Annotated in this window: 17 protein-coding genes; 15 read left to right on the top strand and 2 right to left on the bottom strand. The window is 64.1% G+C overall.

Features of this window, described 5'->3' with window-relative positions; all coding sequences use genetic code 11:
* Positions 1 to 66: 66 nt before the first annotated feature.
* The gene (locus RDV55_RS06270) at positions 67 to 2439 is read right to left on the bottom strand and encodes an alpha-L-fucosidase (protein WP_111823491.1); all 2373 of its coding nucleotides are present in this window, start codon (positions 2437 to 2439) and stop codon (positions 67 to 69) included.
* A gap of 349 nt (positions 2440 to 2788) precedes the next feature.
* Here RDV55_RS06270 and RDV55_RS06275 point away from each other — a divergent pair, with 349 nt between their 5' ends.
* From RDV55_RS06275 to RDV55_RS06340, 14 genes are all read left to right on the top strand, one after another.
* The gene (locus tag RDV55_RS06275; RefSeq protein WP_111823492.1) at positions 2789 to 6232 is read left to right on the top strand and encodes a DUF5979 domain-containing protein; all 3444 of its coding nucleotides are present in this window, start codon (positions 2789 to 2791) and stop codon (positions 6230 to 6232) included.
* Between the two features lie 307 nt (positions 6233 to 6539).
* Complete coding sequence (gene dnaK, locus RDV55_RS06280; protein WP_111823493.1) at positions 6540 to 8375, top strand: molecular chaperone DnaK; 1836 nt, start codon at positions 6540 to 6542, stop codon at positions 8373 to 8375.
* The gene (locus RDV55_RS06285; RefSeq protein WP_111823494.1) at positions 8372 to 9028 is read left to right on the top strand and encodes a nucleotide exchange factor GrpE; all 657 of its coding nucleotides are present in this window, start codon (positions 8372 to 8374) and stop codon (positions 9026 to 9028) included. The genes dnaK and RDV55_RS06285 overlap by 4 nt, the downstream gene beginning before the upstream one ends.
* A 39-nt stretch (positions 9029 to 9067) precedes the next feature.
* Complete coding sequence (locus tag RDV55_RS06290) at positions 9068 to 10114, top strand: DnaJ C-terminal domain-containing protein (RefSeq protein WP_111823495.1); 1047 nt, start codon at positions 9068 to 9070, stop codon at positions 10112 to 10114.
* Positions 10115 to 10117: 3 nt separating this feature from the next.
* Positions 10118 to 10675, top strand: coding sequence for a heat shock protein transcriptional repressor HspR (locus RDV55_RS06295; protein WP_111823496.1), 558 nt, complete (start codon positions 10118 to 10120; stop codon positions 10673 to 10675).
* Positions 10676 to 11241: 566 nt separating this feature from the next.
* Positions 11242 to 12552, top strand: a complete 1311-nt coding sequence (locus tag RDV55_RS06300; RefSeq protein WP_174703807.1) for a Mur ligase family protein — start codon at positions 11242 to 11244, stop codon at positions 12550 to 12552.
* Positions 12549 to 13289 carry a type 1 glutamine amidotransferase gene (locus RDV55_RS06305; RefSeq protein WP_111823497.1) on the top strand — a complete coding sequence of 247 codons (741 nt, stop codon included), beginning with the start codon at positions 12549 to 12551 and terminating at the stop codon, positions 13287 to 13289. The genes RDV55_RS06300 and RDV55_RS06305 overlap by 4 nt, the downstream gene beginning before the upstream one ends.
* Before the next feature lie 156 nt (positions 13290 to 13445).
* Entirely contained in the window at positions 13446 to 14117 is a 672-nt protein-coding gene (locus tag RDV55_RS06310; RefSeq protein WP_111823498.1) for a hypothetical protein, read from the top strand.
* 198 nt (positions 14118 to 14315) lie between these two features.
* Positions 14316 to 14999, top strand: coding sequence for a hypothetical protein (locus tag RDV55_RS06315; protein WP_111823499.1), 684 nt, complete (start codon positions 14316 to 14318; stop codon positions 14997 to 14999).
* 87 nt (positions 15000 to 15086) lie between these two features.
* Positions 15087 to 16442 carry a DUF418 domain-containing protein gene (locus RDV55_RS06320; protein WP_111823500.1) on the top strand — a complete coding sequence of 452 codons (1356 nt, stop codon included), beginning with the start codon at positions 15087 to 15089 and terminating at the stop codon, positions 16440 to 16442.
* Between the two features lie 344 nt (positions 16443 to 16786).
* Complete coding sequence (locus RDV55_RS06325) at positions 16787 to 17449, top strand: type III secretion system chaperone family protein (protein WP_111823501.1); 663 nt, start codon at positions 16787 to 16789, stop codon at positions 17447 to 17449.
* A 120-nt stretch (positions 17450 to 17569) separates the two neighbouring features.
* Positions 17570 to 20182: an ATP-dependent chaperone ClpB gene (gene clpB, locus RDV55_RS06330; protein ID WP_309187868.1), complete on the top strand. Its 2613-nt coding sequence runs from the start codon at positions 17570 to 17572 to the stop codon at positions 20180 to 20182.
* A gap of 73 nt (positions 20183 to 20255) precedes the next feature.
* Positions 20256 to 21038 carry a TetR/AcrR family transcriptional regulator gene (locus RDV55_RS06335; protein WP_111824447.1) on the top strand — a complete coding sequence of 261 codons (783 nt, stop codon included), beginning with the start codon at positions 20256 to 20258 and terminating at the stop codon, positions 21036 to 21038.
* On the top strand, positions 21035 to 21838 hold the full coding sequence (locus RDV55_RS06340) for a serine hydrolase domain-containing protein (RefSeq protein ID WP_111824448.1): 804 nt from the start codon (positions 21035 to 21037) through the stop codon (positions 21836 to 21838). Before RDV55_RS06335 ends, RDV55_RS06340 begins: the two co-directional genes overlap by 4 nt.
* Positions 21839 to 21913: 75 nt before the next feature.
* On the opposite strand, the gene RDV55_RS06345 is transcribed toward RDV55_RS06340, so the two are convergent.
* Positions 21914 to 22729 (bottom strand): exodeoxyribonuclease III, encoded by an 816-nt coding sequence (locus tag RDV55_RS06345; protein WP_111824449.1) that lies wholly within the window; start codon positions 22727 to 22729, stop codon positions 21914 to 21916.
* Positions 22730 to 22868: 139 nt separating this feature from the next.
* On the opposite strand from RDV55_RS06345, the gene RDV55_RS06350 reads away from it, so the two are divergent.
* Positions 22869 to 25865, top strand: coding sequence for a choice-of-anchor M domain-containing protein (locus tag RDV55_RS06350; RefSeq protein WP_111824450.1), 2997 nt, complete (start codon positions 22869 to 22871; stop codon positions 25863 to 25865).
* Positions 25866 to 25880: the final 15 nt, after the last annotated feature.

Genomic DNA, 25880 nt, shown 5'->3' on the forward strand with positions numbered 1-25880 from the left:
GTGGGGGCGGGGCGTACCGTCAGGTACGCCCCGCCCCCATCCGTGGTGGTTATGCCCACGCGGTGACTAGGCCTTGGACAGGCGCGAGCGGCGGATAAACGCCGTGCCCGCTCCCGCGGCGACCAGGGCGGCCGCGACAAGGATCAGCGCGTTGGTACCGGTGCGGGCCAGGCCTCCCTTGCCACCCTGCTCGGGGGCGGGTGCCGGGGCAGCGGAGGGCTGGACACTCGGAGATGCGCTCGGATCCGCGGCGGGTGCGGCGGGCGCGGTGACCGTCAGCGGGGCGGTCGCGGAGACGACCGGCGTGCCGGACTCTGCGACGACCGTGTGGTCCCCGGCCTCGGTGTTGGCGGGAACCGTTACCTCTGCGGAGAAGGCGCCGTTCTCGTCAGCGGTGGCGGTGCCGACCTCGACGGGCTCGGAGTGCAGCGTGAGGGTCACGGCAGACTCGGGGGCGAAGCCCGTGCCCTTCACGGTGACGGTCTTGCCAGCTTCGACGGTCGAGGGCTCGACCGTGACGGCCGGGGTGGAGAGGGTCTCGGCCTTGACGGTGACCGACGTGACGGACGTGTCCTTGCCGAAGCCCTTGAGAGCGTAGGCCGGGTTGTCGTACTCGAGGGTGACGCGCGCGGTCTGGTTCGGGCCGAGGGCGAACGGGCCGACGCCGGCGTTCAGCTGGGCGACGCTGAGGCCGGAAATGACCTGGCCGTCGACGGTGACCTTGTACTTCGCGTAGTCGTCCGTGAAGCCCTTTGTCTCGAAGGCGACAGTGAGGCCGGAGGCAACCTTGTCACCGGACGTAATAGACGCGGTGAAGCTGGTCTCGCCGGTCTTGGGGGTGGGGGCCTTGAACTTCTCGAGGCTGGAGGTGGGGATCGTGGTCGGCTCCGAGCCGATCGTGGTCAGTCCGGTGGGCACATAGTTGGGAGCGCCCTTAGTGGTGACCGTGACGACGGGGAGGATCTCGTCGGGCTGTGCGGGCAGGGTCACGACGAGGTCGTTGCCCTCAACCTTGTAGGTCAGCTCGGCATCGGAGCCGTCGAGCTTGACCGAGGAGATGTCGTTGGTGCCGGCGCCGCGCAGCGTGATCATGCCGTCAGTGGGCCACTTCTCGATGCCCATGTAGATGTGGGAGTCGTCGACCATGGTCTTGCCCCATGCTTCGATCGGGAAGTGGGTCGGGCGCGAGTTGTTGAGGATGCCGGGATGTGCGCGGTTCCAGTCGCCTATTCCCTTGAGGACCGAGGCATCCCACGGGTCGTAGGAGCCGTCGAACTTCGGGCCGACGTTGAAGAGGAACTGGCCTCCCAAGGCGACGGTGGAGAACATGTTGCCCACGATCTCGGTCGTCTTCTTGTGGGCGCCGCCGGGCGCTTTACGCAGCGCCGTCGTGTTGTCCACGTCGATCATGTGGTCCCAGGTCGGGTAGTCCGGGTATCCGGTGTCCTTGAACTTGGGAGCCGCGTCGTCCCAGTTCGCGTAGCCCCAGGTCTTGTGGAAGATGGAGACGGCTGACTCCCAGGGGCCCTGGGTCTGCTCGGACTGCATCTCGTTGTCCCAGCCGACCTCGAAGTCAGCTCGGTCGTTACCTACGCGCGAGTTGATCATGATGTTCGGCTGGAGTTCGTGCGCCCACTGGCGCAGCTGGTCGGACTGGGCGGGGTTGGGTTTGCCCATGTCGTACCAGAGCTCGGCGATCTCGCCGTACTTACCGCCGAGGAGTTCCTTGAGCTGGGCATGGATGTATTCCATGTAGCCATCTTCGTCCAGCGTGTTGGCGTTCTTCCAGGGGTCCTCGGGTTGTTTTTCCCAGTCGATGTTGGAGAAGTAGAGACCGAACTTAATTCCGACCTTCTTGCAGGCCTGCGACAGCTCAAGGATCGGGTCGCGGTGGGATGGAGACTGCTTGGTGAAGTTGTAGTCGGTCGTTGCCGTGTCCCACATGGCGAAGCCGTCGTGGTGCTTGGATGTGATGAGCAGCATCTTCATGCCGGTGTCTTTGGCCTGCTGGCACCAGGCTGTGGCGTCGAAGTTGGGGGCCTCGAAAGTCTGGGCTGTGGCCAGGTATTCCTCGCGCGGGATTCCTTGCAGGGGGATGCGGGAGTCCCATGTTTGCTGGTGACCCCATGCCTTGATCTGCTCGGGGTAGCCTACTTCCTGCTTCTGGCCCTTGTACCAGCCTGCGTAGGAGGAGTAGACGCCCCAGTGGATGAACATGGCGTACTTCATGTCCTGCCACTGGGCGACCTTGCCCTCTGAGGATGCCGCGACGGCCGCTGGAATCGCGTAGCGAGCGTCGTAGGTGGCCTGCTGGGTGGGCGTGGAATCGCCGGACTGTCGGCTGTCGGATGTCGGCGTGTCGGCCAAGGCGGGACCTGCCATTCCTAGTGTCAGGAGGCCGGCGAGGAGGGTGCCAGCCACTCGTTTCGTGATGTGCATCAAGTCTCCGTTGATTGATGAGAAACTCCGGTTTGGAGGCGGTCATAGTCTAGCCGAGGCGAGTGACGAACGTCATTTGATGCGACAGTGTCGCGGCGTGTCGAACAAGGTGTGAACAAGTGCACAGTATGAATGCTGACTGATTGGAAGATTGAGACTCGTCTGGCCCGAGCCTCGTGAGGGTGGTCGCGAGCTGGTGTTCAGGTAAATTCCCAGGGAGTGGTCAGGGTTCGTTGAGCTTTGGGACTTATGAGGCGTTTTGATCGCACGTAGCATGTCTGGTAACCGTCGTGGTCACAACTATGTCCAGGCCGCGCGGATTCGAATGAACCCTACGGAGGATGAATTGATGACGAAGTTCCGCGCTAAGTGGGCGCGGGCGGCAGTTGGCGCTTCGGCGCTTGCTCTCGCCGCAACCGGGATAGGTGCCTTTGGCGTCTTTTCGGCCGCGCCCGCCGAGGCTGCCGTCAACCCCAACATTAAGGTTGCGATCAAGCCCCTCGTTCTGTCTGACCAGGACGGAGTGGAGATCCCCGGGGCGGGTGCCCAGGTTGAGGATCCGGTGAGGATGTACGTTGAGTGGGATGCCAGCGATGCCAATCCGCAGCCGGGCGACTCTTTCACGGTTGGGCTGCCGACCACTGGGGCCGCACTGCCTGACATTACGCACTACTACCGTTTCCGCGAGGTTGGGCGTAGCGATCCGCTGATGTTTGACGGCCTGCAGGTCGGCGAGTGTGTGACCGCCGCCGATGTCATGACCTGTACCTTCAATCAAGCTGTCGCGGCCCAAAGCAACGTCAAGGGCAAGATGAATCAGATGCTCATGGCTCAGAAGGAAACGCCGCTGACGAAGCTTCCCTTCAGTGCCAACGGCGTCGAGACTCAGGTTCCGAACCCGAACGATGAGCCCATCACCCAGCGCCTGTGGACCGAGAAGAACGTCGGCAAGTACGCGAACTCCCTGAAGCGTGACTCGACCCAGATCAACTGGCACATTACTGGTTCCGGCCGCCGCCTCTCGGAGCGTGCTGGAATGCCCGCAGGCACCTACGCGAACAAGGTCGTCTTCAACGATGTCCTCGGCGCTGACGGTCAGACGCTGCTGCCCGCCGACTCCACCTGGTACGTTCGAGTCGATCCTAAGAGTGCGCCGAACCAGTACCCCACGGTCGCGCGAGTCGGGCAGCCCGGCATCAACACGGCCTACGGCAACTACACGCTCGAGCGCACGATCTCCGCAGACGGTAAGTCTGCGACGGTGACGCTTACTCGTACCGACGGCAACTTTGACCCGGCGATCAACTACGAGATCGTCTACTCCTCGAAGATCGACGGTAACGTCATCCCTGAGAAGCAGTACACGAACAGCGCGACGCTGGTGGGTGACAAGGAAGGCCCGATCACCTCGGTGATCAGCTACCGCGACCCGATCACCTACACCATTGAGATGAAGCCCGGCTACGGTGCCTTCGGCGTGAAGAAGTACGTCCTCGGAGCGCAGGTCGGTGCCGACGCGGGACAGATCCCCGCCGCCACGGCCGTCACGGTTAACGTCAAGTACGAACTCCCCGCTGGCTGGGACCCGGCTCTCCACCCCGAGTGGACCGCTCCCGAGGGCGGAACCAACCCCTACACGATGAAGGTTCCCGTTGAGCAGGGCGTGGCCGGTGTGGCCTTCCCCAAGGGCACCAAGGTGACGCTCACGGAGTCCCTCGACTCCGCACAGCTGCCGGCCGCTCTGCGTTGGCAGGGTGATCCCTCCTTCTCCGTCGGATCCACGAGCGCCGTGAACGAGGTCTCCTTCACCATCGCTGAGAACAACGTCTCTGCGGTCTCGCTCACCAACACCGCAGCCCCGGCTCCCGGCAAGATTGCTGTGACCAAGAAGGTTGTCGGCGACATCCCGGCCGGTAAGACCTTCGCTTTCGATTACGTGTGTGACGATGCGGCGAAGACCTCCGGTTCGATCACGGATGTTGTTCCCGGTCAGGCCAAGGAGTCCGCTGAGATTCCCGCTGGTGCGACCTGCACCGTGACCGAGAAGGATGCCTCTGTCGACGGCAGCACTCTGGTAACTTCCGCTATCGATCCCGTGACGGTCAAGGCGGGCGAGGTTGCTGCCCTTGAGGTGACCAACACCTACACCCCGGTTCCCGGCAAGATTGCTGTGACCAAGAAGGTTGTCGGTGACATCCCGGCTGGCAAGACCTTCGCTTTCGATTACGTGTGTGACGATGCGGCGAAGACCTCCGGTTCGATCACGGATGTTGTTCCCGGTCAGGCCAAGGAGTCCGCTGAGATTCCCGCTGGCGCGACCTGCACGGTGACCGAGAAGGACGCCTCGGTTGCTGGTTTCAACCTCCAGACCTCCACGATTGATCCCGTGATGGTTAAGACCGGTGAGGTTGCTGCCCTTGAGGTGACCAATACCTACACCCCGGTTCCCGGCAAGATTGCTGTGACCAAGAAGGTTGTTGGTGACATCCCGGCTGGTAAGACCTTCGCTTTCGATTACGTGTGTGACGATGCGGCGAAGACCTCCGGTTCGATCACGGATGTTGTTCCCGGTCAGGCCAAGGAGTCCGCTGAGATTCCTGCTGGTGCGACCTGCACGGTGACCGAGAAGGATGCCTCGGTTGCTGGTTTCAACCTCCAGACCTCCACGATTGATCCCGTGATGGTTAAGACCGGTGAGGTTGCTGCCCTTGAGGTGACCAATACCTACACCCCGGTTCCCGGCAAGATTGCTGTGACCAAGAAGGTTGTTGGTGACATCCCGGCTGGTAAGACCTTCGCTTTCGATTACGTGTGTGACGATGCGGCGAAGACCTCCGGTTCGATCACGGATGTTGTTCCCGGTCAGGCCAAGGAGTCCGCTGAGATTCCTGCTGGTGCGACCTGCACGGTGACCGAGAAGGATGCCTCGGTTGACGGTTTCAACCTCCAGACCTCCACGATTGATCCCGTGATGGTTAAGACCGGTGAGGTTGCTGCCCTTGAGGTGACCAACACCTACACCCCCAAGGTCGGCAAGATCTCGGTGACGAAGGAAGTTGTTGGCGACATTCCTGCTGGCAAGACCTTCTCCTTCGACTACGTGTGCAACGATCCGGCGAAGACCTCCGGTTCGATCCTGAATGTCGCCGCTGGCGAGACCAAGGAATCGGGTGACATTCCGGACGGTGCCGAGTGTCTCGTGACTGAGCGTGAGGCCGAGGCCGCCGTTGACGGTTTCGTCCTCGAGTGCTCTGCGGTTGATCCGGTTCCTGTCAAGGCCGGAGAGGTTGCTGCGGTTCTGATGACCAACACCTACACCCCGGCTCCCGGCAACATTGCCGTGACCAAGAAGGTTGTTGGTGACATTCCTGCCGACAAGACCTTCTCCTTCGACTACGTCTGTGACGATCCGGCCAAGACCTCCGGTTCGATCACGGATGTCGCTGCCGGCGACACGAAGGTTTCCCGCGACATTCCTGCCGGTGCGACCTGCACGGTGACCGAGAAGGACGCCTCGGTTGATGGTTTCACTCTCCAGACCTCCACGATTGATCCCGTGGTGATCAAGGCGGGCGAGGTCGCCACTCTTGAGGTGACCAACACCTACACCCCGGTTCCGGACCCGTCGCCGTCGCCGACGCCGACGCCCAGCAAGACCCCCGGTGGTCACGATGGTGGGGACCGTCCCAACCTGGCCAGGACTGGCGCTGATGTGCTCGGTGGGTCCCTCGCGACCCTGACCCTGCTGGGAATTGGTGGAGGACTCCTCGCCCTGCGCCGCGCGCGTCGCTGATGCGCTCAACGGTTGAGCGAGCGCTCTAAGCGCTGAGCTCCGGACCCCCGGGCCCCATGGGCCCGGGGGTTTTCCGTGTCCCGCCAAGGTGAGGTTTCCGGCGAGAGAGATGGGTTGATAAGCCGATTGCGAAACCTGAGTGTATGTGACTCAAGTTTTGCTCGTTCGGCTTGCGGAATAAAATGCCCGCCTATAAAGTTGAGTACATCAGACTCAAGGGTCCGTCGGAATCGCCCCGGCGCCACACAAGCAACGCGAGCCGCTTCCCCTCAGCGGCGCGGTCTCGCCAACGAAAGGAACACATACTATGGCACGTGCAGTCGGTATCGACCTCGGCACCACCAACTCCGCTATCGCCGTCCTCGAAGGCGGCGAGCCCACCATCATCCCCAATGCTGAAGGCTCGCGCACGACCCCCTCGGTCGTCGCCTTCTCCAAGACCGGCGAGGTCCTCGTCGGCGAAATCGCCAAGCGCCAGGCTGTCACCAACGTCGAGCGCACCATCTCCTCCGTCAAGCGCCACATGGGCACCGACTGGACGACGGAAATCGACGGCAAGAAGTACACCGCGCAGGAAATCTCCGCGCGCGTCCTCATGAAGCTCAAGGCTGACGCCGAGGCCTACCTGGGCGAGCCCGTCACCGAGGCCGTCATTACCGTCCCCGCCTACTTCAACGACGCCCAGCGTCAGGCCACCAAGGACGCCGGTCAGATCGCCGGCCTCAAGGTGGAGCGCATTGTCAACGAGCCCACCGCCGCGGCCCTGGCCTACGGCCTCGAGAAGGGCAAGGAAGACGAGCTCATCCTGGTCTTCGACCTCGGCGGCGGCACCTTCGACGTGTCCCTCCTCGAGGTGGGTAAGGATGATGACGGCTTCTCCACCATTCAGGTGCGCGCCACCTCCGGCGACAACCTCCTGGGCGGCGACGACTGGGATCAGCGCATCGTCAACTGGCTGATCGATCAGGTCAAGGCCAAGAACGGTGCCGACCTGTCCAAGGATGCCGTCGCGCTCCAGCGCCTGAAGGAAGCCGCCGAGCAGGCCAAGAAGGAACTGTCCTCCGCGACCTCCACGAACATCTCGCTGCAGTACCTGTCCATGACCGCCGACGGCCCCATCCACCTGGATGAGTCCCTGACGCGCGCCAAGTTCGAGGAGCTCACCTCCGACCTGCTCGATCGCACCAAGAAGCCCTTCCGTGATGTTATGGCTGAGGCCGGCGTGACCGTCTCCGAGATCGACCACGTCGTGCTCGTCGGCGGCTCCACCCGCATGCCGGCCGTCACCGAGGTCGTCAAGGAGCTGACCGGTGGCCGCGAGCCCAACAAGGGTGTCAACCCCGATGAGGTCGTCGCCATCGGTGCCGCCCTGCAGGCCGGCGTCATCCAGGGTGACCGCAAGGACGTCCTGCTCATCGACGTGACCCCGCTGTCGCTCGGCATCGAGACCAAGGGCGGCGTCATGACCAAGCTCATCGAGCGCAACACGGCCATCCCGACCAAGGCCTCGGAGATCTTCTCCACCGCCGAGGACGGCCAGCCCTCCGTGCTCATCCAGGTCTACCAGGGCGAGCGTGAGTTCGCCCGCGACAACAAGCTGCTCGGCACCTTCGAGCTCTCCGGTATCGCCCCCGCCCCGCGCGGCGTGCCGCAGATCGAGGTCACCTTCGACATTGACGCGAACGGCATCGTCCACGTCTCGGCGAAGGATCGCGGCACAGGCAAGGAGCAGTCGGTGACTATCACCGGCGGTTCCTCCCTGCCCAAGGAAGACATCGACCGCATGGTGCGCGAGGCCGAGGAGCATGCCGCCGAGGACAAGAAGCGCCGCGAGGAAGCCGACACCCGTAACCAGGCTGAGCAGGCCGTCTACGCGACGGAGAAGCTGCTCAAGGACGAGGCCGACAAGATCTCCGAGGCGACCCGCGAGGCCGTCCAGAAGGATGTCGACGCCGTCAAGGAAGCCCTCAAGGGCGATGACATCGAGGCCGTGAAGACCACCATGGCGACCCTGTCCGAGTCCGGTATGAAGATCGGCCAGGAGATCTACGCCAAGCAGCAGGCCGACGAGGCCGGCGCCCAGTCCGCGCCCGCGCAGGACGACGTCGTGGACGCCGAGATCGTTGACGAGGATGACAAGTGAGCACCGAAGAAACCAACGGTTTCTCGGCGCCCAACGAAGACGCCAACGTCGCCGGGGCCGACTCGCTCGAGTCGGCCCCGGCCGGCCAGGCGGCCGAGAACAACGAGACCGCACCTGGCGCGAATGACGCGGCCCAGGCCTCGTCCGAGGCCTCGTCCGACGACATGAGTGCCTTCGAGGAGCAGGTCGAGGACTCTGACCTCGCCAAGGCCCTCGAGCGCATCGCGAGCGTCGAGGATCAGCTGGCCCGCGCCAACGCGGAGCTGTATAACCAGGGCCAGGAGTACGCCAACTACGTGCGTCGCTCCAAGGAGGCTATCCCCGGTCATAAGACCGCGGGTCAGGACGAGGTCATCGAATCGCTCATCAGCGTTCTCGACGACATCGCGGCCGCCCGCGCGCACGGCGACCTGGAAGACGGTCCCTTCGCGTCGATCGCCACGAAGCTCGAGGAGACGCTCAAGACGCGTTTTGAGCTCGAGCGCTACGGCGCCCCGGGCGACGACTTTGATCCCGCGCTGCACGACGCCCTCATGGCGACCACCAGCGGCGAGGTCGACCACCCCGTCATCGGGCAGGTCCTCACGAGCGGCTACCGACGTGGCGAACGCGTCGTGCGCGCCGCGAAAGTGCTGGTGAGCAACCCTGAATGACAATTGTGCGTTCGTGACTGAAAGAGAGGTGATACGCGCGTGAGTGAACAAGAGTGGTTCTCCAAGGACTTCTACAAGGTCCTCGGAGTTGACAAGGCGGCGGACAAGAAGGCGATCACCAAGGCGTACCGCAAGCTGGCGCGGCAGTGGCACCCGGATCAGAACCCGGGCGACAAGGCCGCTGAGGCCAAGTTCAAGGAGATTGGCGAGGCCTACGCCGTCCTATCCAACGACGCGGACCGCAAGCGTTACGACGCGATCCGCGCGATGGCAGGCGGTGGGGCGCGCTTCTCCGCCGGATCTGGTGGGGCGGGCGGCTTTGAAGACCTCTTCGGTGCCTTCGGCGGCGCCGGTGGGGGCTTCGGGGGCGGCGGCCCAAACGTGCGCTTCCAGACCTCCGGTATGCCCGGCGGAGGTGGGGGCTTCGAGGACATCCTGTCCGGCCTCTTCGGTGGTGGCGGAGCGCGTTTCGGTGCAGACCCCTACGGCTCGTCCTTCGGCGGAGCCGGTCGTGCCCAGCATGCCGCTCCCGCTCCCGAAAAGGGTGCCACCGTGCGTGCCAAGCTGTCTATTTCCTTGCGCCAGGCCCTGAGTGGCGCGACCCTGACCATTAAGGTTGGAGGATCGCCGATCAAGGTCCGCATTCCCGCGGGAATCAAAGATGGACAGAAGGTTCGCGTCAAGGGGCATGGCAAGCCGGGCAGCAACGGCGGTCCCGCGGGTGACCTTGAGGTCGCTGTGACCGTCAAGCCGCACCCCGTGTTCTCGCGCGAGGGTGATGACCTGGTCGTCGCCCTTCCAGTCACCGTGTCTGAGGCGATCCTCGGCGCAGCCGTCGAGGTGCCCATGATCGACGGGAACAAGGCCACTGTGAAGGTACCTGCGGGGTCTTCCTCGGGCGCTGAGATTCGTGTGCGTGGCGGGGGAGTGAAGTCCTCGAAGGGGACCGGTGACCTGATTGCGCGCGTGGCTATCCAGGTGCCCGCCAAGCCGGGCCGCGACCTGAAGAAGCTCGCGAAGGAGATGGCGAAGGCCGAGGGTGACCTCGACGTGCGCGCATCCCTGTCGACGGCCGCACAGGAGTAAGCCATGGCAACGACGGGTCCCGATGAGGCAATCACCTTCGTCATCTCGGTCGCGGCCGAGCTGGCCGGGATGCACCCACAGACCCTGCGTCAGTACGACCGCCTCGGGCTCGTGATCCCCGCCCGTACCAAGGGGAGGGGGCGCCGCTACACGAAGCGCGACGTCCAGCGCCTGCGCGACGTGCAGCGCATGAGTCAGGAGGAGGGCATCAACCTGGCGGGTATCCGGCGCATCCTCGAACTTGAGCGGCGCGTCGAGGCCTTGGAAGAGGAGCGCGACGCCCTGCGTGCCGCGGTGACGGATGCTGAAGCGAAACGTAACCGCGTGTTCGCGGCATCCGCGGACGGTCAGGTCATGCCCCTGCGCCGTGGTCAGCGCTCGCGGGATCGAGCCGAGGCCGGCGGGTCGTCATCCGGCGGCTCCCTCACGGTATGGAACCCGATGCGTGCGCTCGCGGCGCTCGCTTCGTCACAAGCTGAGACGCGGGCACTCGCTGCCCTTCCTAGTCGGCGCGGCGGCATCAGTGCCGTCATCGAGGGCACGATCGTCTCTCGGCGCTGAGCATAGCCAGATAACAGGACTGCGGGACCCATCCAACGGATGGGTCCCGCAGCGTAATTCGATCGAAGATCCGGGGGCACACAGGATCCTCGACCGAAGCCTGGAACAGGCGACAGGCTTGAGCCTGCTGAGAATAGTTTTACCAGGTCACGGCTGGTTTCGATAGTCGATTGTTGGGGTGTGCGTCGCTTGGCACAAACGTGCAGAGGGTGTGTGAAATATGTGCGCTAGATTCGCTGCCTCTCTTTTGGAAATGCCCTCTGACCTGCAACTTTGTCGATAGGTGAGTGTTTTCCTTGAAATTGCTCATGTATCGGGCTGTGGGGGAGGTGTTATCGGGTCGGCCAGTGAGGGGAACTGACCGGTGAGACGTATCGATACCGTGACGCGAAAATGGCGTGGGTAACGTCGCTATGCAATACGTAACTATCTGCGTCGGTCGGGGGTATATCAGCGTGTCGAGGGAAGAAAGTCGTGCGCTCTACGACCGTCCGCCTCGTCCCGATTCAGGTGGTTGGCAAGCGTCGGCGACGCGGCCGAAGCCCCGCATGCGTTAACGTGGACGCATGACGAATTCTTCGCATCACCTGTCGGTGCGCTCCCGGGTGGCTCAGGCTGCCGGTGGCGCCGCCCGCTTCGCCTCCCGAGCGCTTGGGCGTGGATCCGGCGGAATGATCGGTGGTGAGGTCGCCCTGCGCATTTCACCGAAGTTCCTCGCGGAGCTGGCCGCCTCCTACTCCTCCGCCGTCGTGACCGGGACTAACGGCAAATCGACGACGACTCGCATGGTGCGAGCCGCCCTTGAAAGCGCTGGGCCCGTCGCCTCGAACATCAACGGCGACAACATGACGTCGGGTATCATCACGGCTCTCATGCAGGGTAAGGACGCGACGCGAGCCGTCCTGGAGGTCGACGAGATGCACGTGCCGGCCGTCGCCGCAGACGTTAACCCCTCGGTGTTCGTCTACCTGAATCTCTCTCGTGATCAGCTGGACCGAGTCGGCGAAATCGGATCCGTCGAGCGCCGCCTGCGCGACGGTGCTGCCGCCCACCCGGATGCCGTCGTCGTCGCCAACTGCGATGACCCCCTCATTGTCTCCGCTGCAGCCGACAACCCGAACGTCGTCTGGGTGGCTGCGGGTGCCGGTTGGGGCGGTGACTCCGCTGCCTACCCGCGCGGCGGTCGCGTCGTTCGCTCCGGCGAGGACTGGCACCTCATTCCCGCGTTCGACGGTGAGCCGCTTCCCGAGCTCAGCAGCCGTCCTCAGCCGCAGTGGTGGCTCGAGGAAGTCGAGCTGGCACCCGAAGGACCGCGCGCGACGTTGCGTGGGCCGCAGGGCGTGAGCGTCCCCCTTGAGCTGAAGCTTCCCGGGCGAGCCAACCTCGGCAACGCGGCTCAGGCAGTCGCCGCAGCAGTGGCGATGGGTATTGACCCCGCGGCGGCCGCCTCCGCCGTCAGTAGCGTCACCGAGGTTGCTGGCCGCTACTCCGTTCATGACGTGAACGGCCGCAGCGCGCGCCTCATGCTCGCCAAGAACCCCGCCGGATGGCAGGAGGCCATGACGATGATCGACCCGCGCGTCGACCAGGTCGTCATTGGTGTGAACGGGCAGGTGCCCGACGGGCAGGACCTCTCCTGGCTCTGGGACGTCGACTTCTCGGGAGTCAAGCGTCCCGGCCGACGAGTCGTCGCCTGCGGCGAACGCGGAGCCGACCTCGCCGTGCGCCTCGAATACGCTGGGATACACTGCGACCTCGTCCCCCTGCCCATGGATGCCCTGGCCGTGTGTGAACCCGGCCGCGTAGAGATGCTCCTGAACTACACGGCCATGCGCGACTTCAAGGTCTTGCTCGATCGAAAGGAGGGCACGCGATGAGCGTCTCCACGCTGCGAATCGGCGTCCTCATGCCCGAGGTGTTGGGTACCTACGGTGACAGCGGTAATGCGCTGATTCTGGCCGAGCGCGCCCGCAGGCGCGGCATCGACGCCGAGGTCGTGTGCGTCGGGTTGACCGAGGAGATCCCTGACAGCCTTGATATCTATACGCTCGGCGGTGGCGAGGATACCGCCCAGGCGCTCGCCGCAGACAAGTTCCGGGGTACTTCTGGTCTGTCTCGGGCGCTCGACGCCGGGCGCCCGCTCCTCGCGATCTGTGCCTCCCTGCAGGTTCTCGGCCACTGGTATGAGGATGCTCGCGGCACGCGCGTTCCCGGCATGGGAGTCCTTGACATCACGACGCGCCCCCAGGGACATCGAGCGATCGGTGAACTGGTGTGTGAGCCGCTCGTCGACGGGCTCATGCAGACGCTCACCGGCTTCGAGAATCACGGTGGCGGCACCGTCCTCGGCCCCGATGCCTCCCCTCTCGGCCGCGTCGTGGCCGGCGTCGGGAACGGCGTTCCCCAGGGGCAGGAGGCTCCGGAGCTTCGTCACGACGGTGTCGTCCAAGGATCCGTCATCGCGACCTACATGCATGGCCCCGCCCTCGCCCGCAATCCCGAGCTGGCGGACCTGCTGCTGGAACGCGCGACCGGTGCGACGCTCGAGCCGCTCGAGGTCCCGGGTGTCGCTCAGCTGCGTGCGCAGCGCCTGGCTGCCATCGCTGCGACCTGACGCGCGCTCGATCGTCAGGCTCGGCGCACCGCCGAGGCCTCGATCGATCACTGCTGATCCCACGAACGGGGCGGCGGTGTGCTATGTTGGCACGATCTCATCGTTGCGCGCTCCGTGATTCTGTTCGTGCAGAGTAGTTGTTAGAAAGGAACGGACATGTCAACCTCCTCTCACACTCCCGTGGGTGAACCCAACGCATCATCGCCCGCCGCAGGATCCGGCGCTGTCAATCCTGCCCCCCAGGGCTACGCGGGAAGCCCCTACGGTGTCCCCGCCCCGGTTGCTATGCCGAAGCTGCCCGGCCGTGGAGGTGCCGTCACCACGATCATCCTTGGCATCGTGCTCATGATCATCGTTGCGCCGATCGTCGTCCTCGCAATGGTTATTACTGGCGCGACCGGTGCCCCCGGGCAATCCGTCGAAGGCGGCACCAAGGAAAATGGGGACATCGTGACCGTGACCGCGGATGGACATTACATGGTCTGGGGCACCGGTGGCAAGGATCCCGAGTGTTCGCTCATCGGCCGTGACGACGAGGTCTACAAGCTGGAACCCTATGACGGGCACGACGACGCGTACCTCGCATCGGATGTGCCCGCCGGCGAATATAAGCTCGACTGTGATGGAATCTCAGCCAGCGAGTCCATCACGGGATACAACACGACGCCGGAGGTCATGACGAAGGTCGTGTTCGCCCCCCTGCTGTGGGGCAGTGGCGTCGGAGTCGCCGGTCTGGTTGTTTTGATCGTCGGAATCGTGCTCCTGGTGAAGGTCAACGGCAAGCGTCGCCGCATGACGCAGGAAGCCATGATGTCGGCTGTGCGCTGACGCAATGCGCGATAAGGGGACGAGGTCCGGGCAGTTTCTCGGGCCTCGTCCCCTTTGCTCTCGCCCAGGAATCGACCCTCGCTGGGGTGCCGGTCGTGCGATCGGAGGTATCGTAGTAATCGGTCCTGTGCGACCTGCTGTTCACCTCGGTGGTCGCGTTGGTATGCTGAAAGAAAGTCCCCTCAGGAAGGCTCTCCTATGTCGAACCCCAGGCCCTACGGTGTGCCCGGCGAGCAGGCTACGCCCTGGCCGCAGTACGGGCAGGGTGGCGCGAATGGCGCCATGCCCGCCCAGGGTGGCTATCCGGGTGCCGGTTATGCCGGTCCCGCGGTCATGCCCCCCATGAACCTGCCCAGCCGAGCACCGGGCACGATCATGATCGTTGTCGGCCTGCTCATGATGCTGATCGTCGCCCCGATCGTCTTTGCTGTGGTCGCTTTCTCAGGCCTGAATACCGATATGCCCGAGGATATTAATGCTGTCAACATCAAGAATGGCGGGACCGTCGAGGTTGGAGCCAACGGACAGTACACGGTCCTCTTCTCCAAGGGTGAGGCGACGTCGTGCACCATGACGGACACTAACGGCGACGTCTACGACATGCACACGTTTGCCGGTGCCAAGAACTACTACACGGCCACCGATCTGCCGGCCGGTGCCTACCGCGTCGACTGTGAGGGCCTTCCCGCAGGAGCGGAAATTTCGGGCATGGATGTCAGCGCCGGTGACATTACCAAGTCCAGCACGAACGGCCTGATTTGGTCCTCGGTCATTGGCGTCAGCGGCACGATCATCATGATTATCGGCATCGTGCTGGTGGTGAAAGCTAACGGCAGGCGACGAGAGATTCGTCAGCAGGCGATGATGTCGGCTATTGGCTGACCCGTCGCGCATGTGAAGGGGCGGGGCCTCGGAGCAACTCCGGCGTCGCCCCTTCGTTGCATCCAAACCACCACGCGAGAGGAAACTATGCACACCCTATCTTTCACGGGAGTGCGGCAGCTGCGCTTCCCCGCTCCTGATGTCGCGCGCGGCTTCATGCTCGCGCTCATTGCACTCGCCAACGTTCCGTTCTGGATCACCTATTTCCCGGATGCGCCTCAGGCTGGGCATGACGCACTCGCTGCCATGAATCAGGCGGACCAGTGGTGGTATGTCGCGCGAAACCTGTTCGTCGATCGCAGGGCCTATCCGCTCTTTTCGATCCTGTTTGGATTCGGCATGGCGATCATGGCCTCGCGAACGATCGAGCGTGAGCGACGCTATGCGCTGGATGCCCTTCCCGCCGACCTGAGCGCTGATTGGCAGCCTATCCAGTGGCAGATCTTTAATGAGAATGCTGAGCGACGTGCGCGTGCATCCGCATCAGCCCTGATCCGCCGCCGCGGCTTGTGGATGCTGGTTTTTGGTGCTGTGCATGGCCTGTTCTTCGCGGGCGACATCATCGGAACGTATGGTCTTGTCGCGGTGCTCTTCGCTGAAGTTGTTGTCGTGAAGCGCGTGTGGCCGCGCGTTTTGGTAGGTCTTCTCTTTGCTGCGCTGAGCTTGCTTGGGCTCTGGTCGATGGGGATGATGCTGGGTGGGACTCCCATGGTGCTGGAGTATCGTGGCCCGTCGACGCTGACGGTGTTCTACCCGTTGGTGTCCCTCGGGTCCTGGCTGGGAGCAACCATCGGCACGGTTTTGATGTCCCTTGTTGTTCCGTGCGTCATGATCGGCGTGGGTGTCGCCCGATGGGGCGTCCTGCAGGATCCGCGTGGGCACCGGCTGATCCTGGCCTGCGTGGCCGCCGGCGGCCTGGGGTTGGGTGTCCTCGGAGGGCTTCCCTTCGTGCTCATGCAGCTGGATTGGGCGTTCGAGGGGTCGGCCGTGTGGTCGTACCCGTTGTTTCATGCCTCGGGTGTGTTGGGGGCGTGCGGATGGCTCGCGTTGCTCGCGCTCGTGGGCGGCGGGCCGCGTGAGAAGCTGGGGACCGTCTGTTCCTTCCTGAGTGCGATCGGACGCCGCTCGATGACCGCTTACCTGGCGCAGACGGTGCTTTTCATCTCCATCTTCAGCGTGCTTGGTGCGTGTGGCGTGCGTTCGTTGGGGGTCGCGGTGTCCGGCCTCATTGCTCTGGGGGTCTGGTCGGCGATCGGCCTTGGTTGTGTCATTGCCGAGGCCGTGGGGTCCGCTCGCGGTCCCGCCGAGTGGGCGCTGCGGTGGCTGGTGACGCGCACTACGAAGTCTCGTCCGCTCCCCGCCCTGCCGGTGCTCCCAGTTGCCGCTCAGGGGGTGTCCGCTACGGGAGAGGTCAAGATGGACGAAGCGGATGGCCCTATTTAGTGGAATGTTTGCGGTTATGCAAGGGCTAGGAATAAATGTGAGCAACAATACAATGATCTAGCCGTTGTGCGAGGCTGGCCTGATGAGCTGCGACGATGGTCTTTCGCCTTTCTGTTCTCGTTGGCCATCGGGCACCTCAGATCCTCATGGGCGTTGGTTTTTCGCGGTTTCTGCGCTACTGTGAAGTTACCAAGACACGTGCTGGTATCACGATGAGGCGAGCGTAGGAGGTGTCGATGGCTGTGCATATGCAGAACGCTGTGAGGGGCGGTCGGCGCGCTTCCGGCCCCTCGGTAGCGACGCGGTGGCGCGTCAATGAATATCTGCGCGAATAGGGGATCATTATGGGCTGGCTATGGTGGGCGGATGCTGACGGGGGAACCGGCGGCGAGGAGGTGCCTCGTCGCCACGATCTGCCAGACGATACCGCCTCTGATATGGAACAATGGGAGGGTAGCAACGCGGAACCTTCGGAAGGAATTGTCACGGGTAACTCGGAGTTTGAGGCCAATCGTTTCGATATGGTTCGTCCCATTACGCAGGAGCGCTTGGGGCTCCTTTTCGACTCTGAGGGATGGGCCTGGCGTATCGACAGCGATGGGGATCTGTGCGGGTTCTGGGATGGGCATCTGTTCTGCTTCCGCTTCCTCGGTGACTCGCGCGAGGTTTTGTCGATTGTTGCCTTCTTAAAGAACCTCGTCCCGATTGAGTTCGGGGAGGATCTGCGCGACTTCCTTCAGGCTTGGCACGGGGAGTATCTCTGGCCGAAGGCCCACGTGGTGGATCAAGAGGGCGGTGACCGCGTCGTTGCCGAAGTGAATGCCGATTACGAGTATGGTGCGACCGATGCGCAGCTCGTGCAGCAGGTGATGTGTGCGCTCGCTACGACCCTGCAACTCTTCCGTGCGCTTGAAGAGCGTTACGGCATTGATGGCGATGGTGGCCCCGGTCCTGCGGGTGGCCATCAGCGCGGCTTCGATGGCCCCGCCTGGCTTCCGGAGAATTGACTGGATCCTCCTCCTTATCGAAGTTGAGTGGAATAGACTCAAGTTTGTCTTCGTTGTGTCTGTCAGAAGGCATCGAGGGGCTCGGTGCCGCCAGACACGAACATGTTGAGGAGTGATTTCATGGCACGTGAAATGACAACGAAGGCGCAGGAGGCCATCTCCTCTGCGCTCCAGGCCGCCGGTGCGGCCGCTAATCCGCAGGTGGAACCCATTCACCTGCTCGAAGCGCTGATTGAACAGCGTGAAGGCATCGCACTGTCCCTACTTGGGGCAGTTGGTGCCGACCCGCGCGCGATCGGTGCGCGTACCCGCAATGCCCTCGTGGCCCTCCCGAGCGCGCAGGGCGCGTCCGCTGGCAGCGCCCAGCCCTCGAACGCACTGCTGGCGGTCGTTCGCGACGCCGGTGAGCGCGCTCAGGCTGCGGGCGACCAGTATGTCTCGACCGAGCACCTACTCATCGCGCTGGCTGCCTCGCAGACCGAGGCGGGGCGCATCCTGACGCAGGCCGGGGTCGAGGCCGACGCACTCACGCAGGCGCTCGCCCAGCTGCGCCCCGACCCGATCACCTCGGCTGACCCTGAGGGTTCTTTCGAGGCTCTGTCCAAGTACGGCCGTGACCTCACTGAGGTTGCGCGCGAAGGAAAGCTTGACCCGGTTATTGGCCGTGACAACGAGATCCGCCGTGTCGTCCAGGTCCTCTCCCGGCGCACGAAGAACAACCCGGTCCTGATCGGTGAACCCGGCGTCGGCAAGACTGCCGTCGTCGAAGGTCTCGCTCAGCGCATTGTCGCGGGTGATGTTCCCGAGTCTTTGCGTGACAAGCGTCTCGTCTCCCTGGATGTGTCCTCGATGGTTGCCGGTGCGAAGTATCGCGGCGAGTTTGAAGAGCGCCTCAAGGCTGTCCTCGCGGAGATCTCGCGCTCTGACGGTCAAATCATTACCTTCATCGACGAGCTGCACACGGTCGTCGGTGCGGGCGGCGGCTCCGAGGGGGCGATGGATGCGGGCAACATGCTCAAGCCCATGCTCGCCCGCGGTGAGCTGCGCATGGTAGGCGCGACCACTCTCGACGAGTATCGCGAGAACATCGAAAAGGACCCGGCGCTCGAGCGCCGCTTCCAGCAGGTGTTCGTCGGCGAACCTTCGGTTGAGGATACCGTCGCGATCCTGCGTGGTATCGCCCCCAAGTACGAGGCCCACCACAAGGTGACGATCTCTGACGGCGCTCTAGTCGCCGCTGCCACCCTGTCGAATCGCTATATCTCCGGCCGACAGCTGCCCGATAAGGCAATTGATCTGATTGACGAGGCCGCGTCCCGCCTGCGCATGGAGCTGGATTCCTCGCCGGTGGAGATCGACGAGCTGCGTCGTGGCGTGGACCGTCTGCGCATGGAGGAGTCCTACCTTGCCGAGTCAGACCCAGAGGGCCTTGACGAGGCTACGCAGGAGCGGCTGAGTAAACTGCGTGCGGACCTTGCCGACCGCGAGGAGAACTTGCGTGCTTTGACGGCCCGCTGGGAGGCTGAGAAGGCAGGCCACAATCGCGTTGGTGACCTGCGCGTCCAGCTCGACACGCTGCGCACCCAGCTCGATCTGGCCGTACGTGAGGGACGCTGGGAAGAAGCCGGGCGCCTCCAGAATGGCGAGATCCCCGCTGTCGAGCGCCAGATTGTCGAGGCGGAACAACAGGCTGAGGCCCAGGAAGGTCGCAGCGACGAAGAGCCGATGATCGCTGAGAAGGTGGGACCCGCAGAAATCGCCGAGGTAATCGAAGCGTGGACGGGAATTCCAACGGGTAAGCTCCTGCAAACTGAGACGGACAAGCTCCTTCATATGGAGGAGGAACTTGGAAAACGCCTCATCGGTCAGAAAGATGCCGTGCGCGCAGTCTCGGACGCGGTGCGTCGCTCCCGAGCTGGTTTGTCTGATCCCAACCGTCCGACCGGTTCCTTTCTTTTCCTCGGGCCGACAGGCGTTGGTAAGACGGAGCTGGCCAAGGCGCTCGCGGAGTTCCTCTTTGATGATGAGAGGGCGATGGTGCGTATCGACATGTCCGAATACTCCGAAAAGCACTCGGTCGCGCGCCTCGTCGGTGCCCCTCCCGGCTACGTGGGCTACGAGCAGGGCGGTCAGCTAACCGAAGCGGTGCGTCGTCGTCCATACTCTGTCGTCCTTTTGGATGAAGTCGAGAAGGCTGACCCTGAGATCTTCGACATTCTTCTGCAGGTTCTGGATGACGGACGTCTCACAGATGGGCAGGGGCGGACGGTGGACTTCCGAAACACCATCCTTATCCTCACGTCGAACCTCGGTTCGCAGTTCCTGGCGGATCCGGACTTGACATCTGAGGGCAAGCGCGACTCTGTCATGTCGGTCGTTCGTGCCGCCTTCCGTCCGGAGTTCCTCAATAGGCTAGATGAGATGGTCATGTTTGACCCTCTTACCCGCGAAAATCTAGGAGAGATCGTCGATTTGATCGTCATGTCCGTGGAGTCTCGTCTGCGCGAGCGTCGCATAGGTTTGACAGTGACCGAGCCGGCCCGTGGCTGGCTCGCTCGCCTGGGGTATGATCCCGCATTTGGCGCGCGTCCGTTGCGGCGCTTGATTCAGCGGGAGATTGGCGATCGACTGGCGGTTTTGCTTCTTGGTGGAGGCCTTCAAGATGGTCACAATGTGACAGTTGACATTAATGACTCCTTTGACGGGCTTGTCATGAATGTTGATAAACCCTGAGATTGCGCGGTACACTGACTACCAGTGTGCTTTTCGGGCGCGGTGTATCGTGCCCGCAACATCAGGAGATGATATGACAACCCAGAGGAAGGCCCGTGGCGCCTACTCCGTAGGACAGGCGACGCGTGAATCCATCCTCTCGGCAGCGATGGTTCTCATTGCAGAGCGAGGCTATAACGGCTTCTCCCTGCGCGACCTCGGCCGTCGAGTCGGTATTTCACACCCCGCTGTCGTCTATCACTTCCCTTCTAAGGAAGCGATCCTGCGCAGTGCGATCCAGCGCCACGAGGAGATGAACGCCCTCTTCGACGTCACCATTAACGAGGAGACTGAGGGCGGCTTCGACGAGGGCGGCATCACCGCCGGCTCGTTTGTTGACTGGGCGGTCGGAGAGATGCGCTTCGCCATGAAGCCCGGTGCCGACGCGGCCATTGCCCTCGACTGTGTGCTGTGGGCCGAGTCCTCCTCTGAGGCGCACCCTGCGCACGAGCACTACAAGTACCGCACCCAGCAGATGGAGGAAGCCCTCACCACGATGATCCAGACCTTCGTCGACGAGGAGGGTGCCAATATCGGCACTACGCCCCGTACCCTGGCGAAGATCCTCATCCGCTACTGGTATGGCTCCGTCGTTTCGGCTCGCTACAACGACGAGCCGATCGATGCCCGCGAGTTCGTCTCGGACTTCCTGGCCGTGTGCGTGCAGCTCCTTCACCTGCCCGCGCACTACATCCTCCAACTCGGGGCCTCGGTGCCCGAGGAAGTTGCTGAGGTCTACGCCCGCACGCTGCGTAAGATCAGCGAAAAGACCATCGCCGCCGCCGAGGTTGGTGCGGCCCCGGAGGCTACCGCGTGATCGGCCCGCTGCCGTCTTTCGATGTCGCCCTCGTCCTTCGTGTCGGGGGCGACGTCGTCTATTCACACGGTGATGTTGGTCGCGTCTTTCCGCTTGCCTCGGTGACGAAGCCGATCGTCGCCTGGTCGCTTCTGGTCGCGGTTGACCGCGGCCTGCTCTCCCTGGATGATTCTGCGGGGCCCGAGGGGGCGACGGTTCGTCACCTTCTGGCCCATGCCTCGGGCCTGCCCTTTGAGGGGCGCGGCCCCGTTGCCGCTCCCGAGAAGCGTCGCATTTACTCGAACGAGGGTTTCGATGTTCTCGGCGAGGTACTCGCGCAAGCGACCGGAGTGAGTGTTGCCCAGTGGGTGCGTCAGGAGGTCTTCGAACCGCTCGGCATGGGCGCCGCGGATGTTCCGGGTAGCCCAGCCCATTCGGGAGTTGCCAGTGCCTCGGATGTCAGCCTTTTCGGTGCCGAATTGGCGTGCCCGACGCTGGTCAGCGCTCCTCTGGCGGCTCTCGCGGGCATCTCGCAGTTTCCCGCGCTGGCTGGCGTCGTCCCCGGGTATGGGCGGTGTAATCCCTGTCCCTGGGGCCTCGGTCTTGAAATCCGTGGTGAGAAGGTTCCGCATTGGACTGCGCCCGATGCTTCGCCGCGCACGATCGGTCACTTCGGGCAATCCGGCTCCTTCGTGTGGGCGGATCGTGATCTCGGAGCCGCCGCCGCTTTTGTCGGAGCGGAGCCCTTTGGGCTGTGGCACCACGAGAATTGGTCGGCGCTCAACTCGGAGCTGCTGCGCCTGGCGCGCGAGCATGCCTGATGGGCAGTGAACGAGGCCTGGGCGCGCGCCCAGGCCTCGAGCTATTCCGACTTTGTTGTGTCGGCCTCTTTTGTCTCAGTTGACGTCGACGATGACGGGAACGTGGTCCGAGGCCCCCTTGCCCTTGCGCTCGTCCCGGTCAATGTGCGCAGCGCTCACGCGCGCTGCGAGTGCCGGTGAACAGTAGGCGAAGTCGATGCGCATGCCCTCATTCTTGGGGAAGCGCAGCTTCTGGTAGTCCCAGTAGGTGTAGTTCGTGACGCGCTCGCGCGTGACCTCGACCCACCCGTCCGCGGCGAAGGCGGCAAAGGCCTCGCGCTCGGGAGCCGAGACATGCGTGGCGCCCTCGAAGGCGTCCACGTCCCACACGTCCTCGTCGAGGGGGGCGACGTTCCAGTCGCCGACGAGCGCGATCTGTGCCGCTGGATCCGCCAGCCAGCTGCGCCCCTGCTCGGCAAGGTTCGCGAGCCACTCCAGCTTGTAGGCGTAGTGTGCGTGCGTGACTTCGCGGCCGTTGGGGACGTACAGGCTCCAGATCGTCATGGACGAGGCCTGCTGGTCCCGAGCGGGAAGGGCCTCAGTCGTGTCGACGGTGACGCCGAGCGCGCGGGCCTCGATCACCGGCGGCTCGCCGAACGCGGGCTGGGTGAGGAAGTGGTCCTGAGTCTCCACAATCGGCAGTCGCGAGGCCACGGCGACGCCGTTCCACTGGTTGAGTCCGTGGATGGCGACCTGGTATCCGGCCGCCTCGAAGGGGGCGATGGGGAACTGGTCGGGCCGACATTTGATTTCCTGCATGGCCAGCACGTCCGTACCCGAGCGTTCGAGGAAGGCGATGACGCGGTCGACGCGCGTTCGGATGGAGTTAACGTTCCAGGTCGCAAATCTCATGGCCTTGAGCCTATCGGTGGGTCAGGGGAGCGGCTGCGTGAAACGTGTGTGAAACATGCCTGGTCCGTGTGAGTTGTGCGAGAGGTTATTTAGAGTGATAATGATTCTCACCTGCAACATAGCTAGAAAAGGCACCCGAATGTCACACCTGCGACGCATCAGCACGGCTGCGCTCGCCCTCTTCCTGGCCCTCACCCCCGCCGCAGCGTGGGCCGGTCCCGACCAGGACAAGGACTGGATCGTTACCGGACAGCACGTTGATGCACCCATTCCCGTCTGGCACGACGACACCAACAGCTTCAGCCTCAACACCATCAACCTGCCGATGGAAAAGACGGCGCTGTGGATCCCCAAGGCCTGGACCGGCACGAGCGACAAGGATGAGGCCAAGTCGCAGCTCGTCATCCCCGCGAAGCGCCCCGACCTGGCGTTCCTGGGTGCCGAGGGCACCGTCCTCAACGCCGCCCCTCAGAACCCCGGCCCCGGTAATACGCCCATCTGGGCTGGTCTTGGTGCCGGCGAGATCGGCGACACCGACAAGTTCGAGGGTGAGACCTACACCCTTGACCTCATCAGCGTCGACGGTCCGGGCCGCATGGAGATGTTTATCGACAACGGCGACAGCGTGAACCGCTTCCTCTCCAGCCATGACACCGCCTACCGCAGCGTCTACAATCCGCGCCACACGCACCTGTACACGACCTTCACGCAGCCGGGTCGCTACGTCGCGAACTACAAAATGACAGCGCGAAGTGCCGACGGGAGTGCCATCTATTCCTCTCCGATCACTCCGTTGGTCTGGCAGGTCGGCGGTGCGAACCCCGCCGACGGCACCATCAAGGATATTGAGTCCGCCTATAACGGTGCCCGCGCTGAGCGCGGTGACGGCAACTCCGCGGCGCCCACGCTCACCCTGTCCCACCACGCTGAGCGTGAGCATCCCGGCGACAATCACCTGACCGACATCACGATCGACACCGGCGTCGCGACTGACACGGGTCGTGCGTGGATCACCGTCAACGGCTACTTCCTCACCGAGGTCGCCGTCGAAGGCGGCCGCGCGACCGTCTCCGAGCTGCTCGGCGCAGATGCCGCGGCAGTCCAGGCAATCTACATCCCCAGCGACTCTGCCTCGGCTCGCTGGATTTCGCAGACCGTTCAGTACTCACAGCGGGACACCGAACCCGTCACCGTCGGCGGCACAGACACGATCCTCGGCCCCTCCAACCCGGACCCCGCACCCGTGTGGAACCCGGACCACCTGCCGATCTCGTCGCGTCGCGTCGAGGTCTCCTACGACCTCAAGCCCGGCACGACCGACCAGTACACGGCCACCGTGCGAGCTAACGATCCGAACCTGCGTGCCACCTACAAGATCGAGTTCCTCGAATCCAAGTGGGATTTCAGCCCCTGGTGTTCGATGGAAGGCACCCTGGGCGCGGGAGGCATGGACTCCAAGACGCAGGACCTCGGCGTGTGCCAGTCGGATCCGATGTACATGCGCGTCACCCTGAGCCCGCACCCCCTCTCCGACGCGGTCATGACCGTCGCCGAGGCCTCCGATGTCACCGTCGGTTCCCACGTGGGCCTCACCGCGATGCTCAAGATGCGCGACGGCATCGCCGCCCCCGAAGAGCCAGAACCCGCTCCTCAGCCGACTCCCGATCCTGCTCCCGCCCCCGATAACGGCGGAAACGACACGACCCCGGACCCGGCCTCGTCCCTGCTGAGCGATCCCGTGGAGATCGCGCGCGGACACCTGGATGTGCGCCTTACTCAGGCGAGCGCAGGCAACGGTCTTACCTACGGCCTGGCCGTTAAGGACGACTCCCTGACCAACGCTCGCACCTCCGTGCTGCGTACCGTTGGATCCACGACCCTCGGGGTCGCCCCGAACGCGCGCTTCGTACGCCCCGCGTCTCTGTCTGACCCGAGCTACGACGTGCTCGGCCCGGTCGGTACCGCCACATACGTGCTGCCGGAGACGCAGAAGAGCGACATCGTGTGGCCGGGCCTATCCACGGAGGGCATCGACTACGCTGCCCTGCCCGAGGGCGCTGACCTGACCCTGCATCTGGCGCAGGCCCCCGAGGGCGCGCGAGTAGCATTCTTCCAGGGAGGCACCTTCGGCGCGGGCGCGAAGGTCCACTTCGACTCGACAAAGGGCGACGGCGTCGTACACACGACCGAGGCGACCCACATGCACGGCAACTGGGTCTTCAGTGCGCCGGGCACCTACCGCATCGAGGTTGGTGCGCGCAGCGGTGATCGTCAGCTCACGGAGCCGCAGTCCTTCACGGTGATCGTTCGCTCCGGACACCACAACGAGGCTCCCGCGCCGGCGGATGAAGAGCCCGTACCGACCCCGTCTCCCGGCCCCTCGCCTGCGCCCGAGCCGGTCCCCACCCCGGCACCCGAGCCGACGCCCGCGCCCACCGAGGAACCCGCGCCCACACCGAGCGTGGACCCGACACCTGCGCCCACCGAGGAACCCGCGCCCACACCGAGCGTGGACCCGACACCTGCGCCCACCGAGGAACCCGCGCCCACACCGAGCGTGGACCCCGCTCCCATGCCGACGCCGTTCCCCGCGCCGACGACGGACCCCGCTCCGGCCCCGAGTGCCGAGCCCGCGCCAGCACCTGCACCGAACGCGAATCCCGCACCCTTGCCTCGTCCGTTCCCGGCACCCGCTCCCAGCGGTGGACCGGTGCGAGCGCCCGCAGCGCCCGCACCCGCGAGCAACGCAGGTACGCAGGCCCCGTCTGGCGTCACCCGCTCGGGACCTCCCGCGGCGACGGGTAGTGGAGCAACCGGTGCGCCGTCCGCCCGCAGCAACGGGGTTAGTAGTGGAACGACCAGCTCCGCTCCGGTGACCGCACCGAAGGCCGCGCCCTCCGCCACCCCGAGCGCGAGTCCCTCGGCCGCTCCCCAAAGTGGCGCCCAGAGCGGTGCCCAAAGTGGAGATGCGGCTGGCCCCTCGATCGGCACCAGCGACGCTGCGGCAAACGTGCCCATCGCGGCGGCAGCGGAATTGGGCCGCTCGGGTGGATGGAGCCCCTACTGGCTCGTTCTCCTCGTCATCCCGGCGGCACTCGCCGGAGGCGGAGCCGGATACCTGATCCGGAGCCGATGACACGCCAAACCGGGG

Origin of the sequence: Schaalia odontolytica (assembly GCF_031191545.1) — a bacterium.
Taxonomy (GTDB): Bacteria; Actinomycetota; Actinomycetes; order Actinomycetales; family Actinomycetaceae; genus Pauljensenia; species Pauljensenia odontolytica.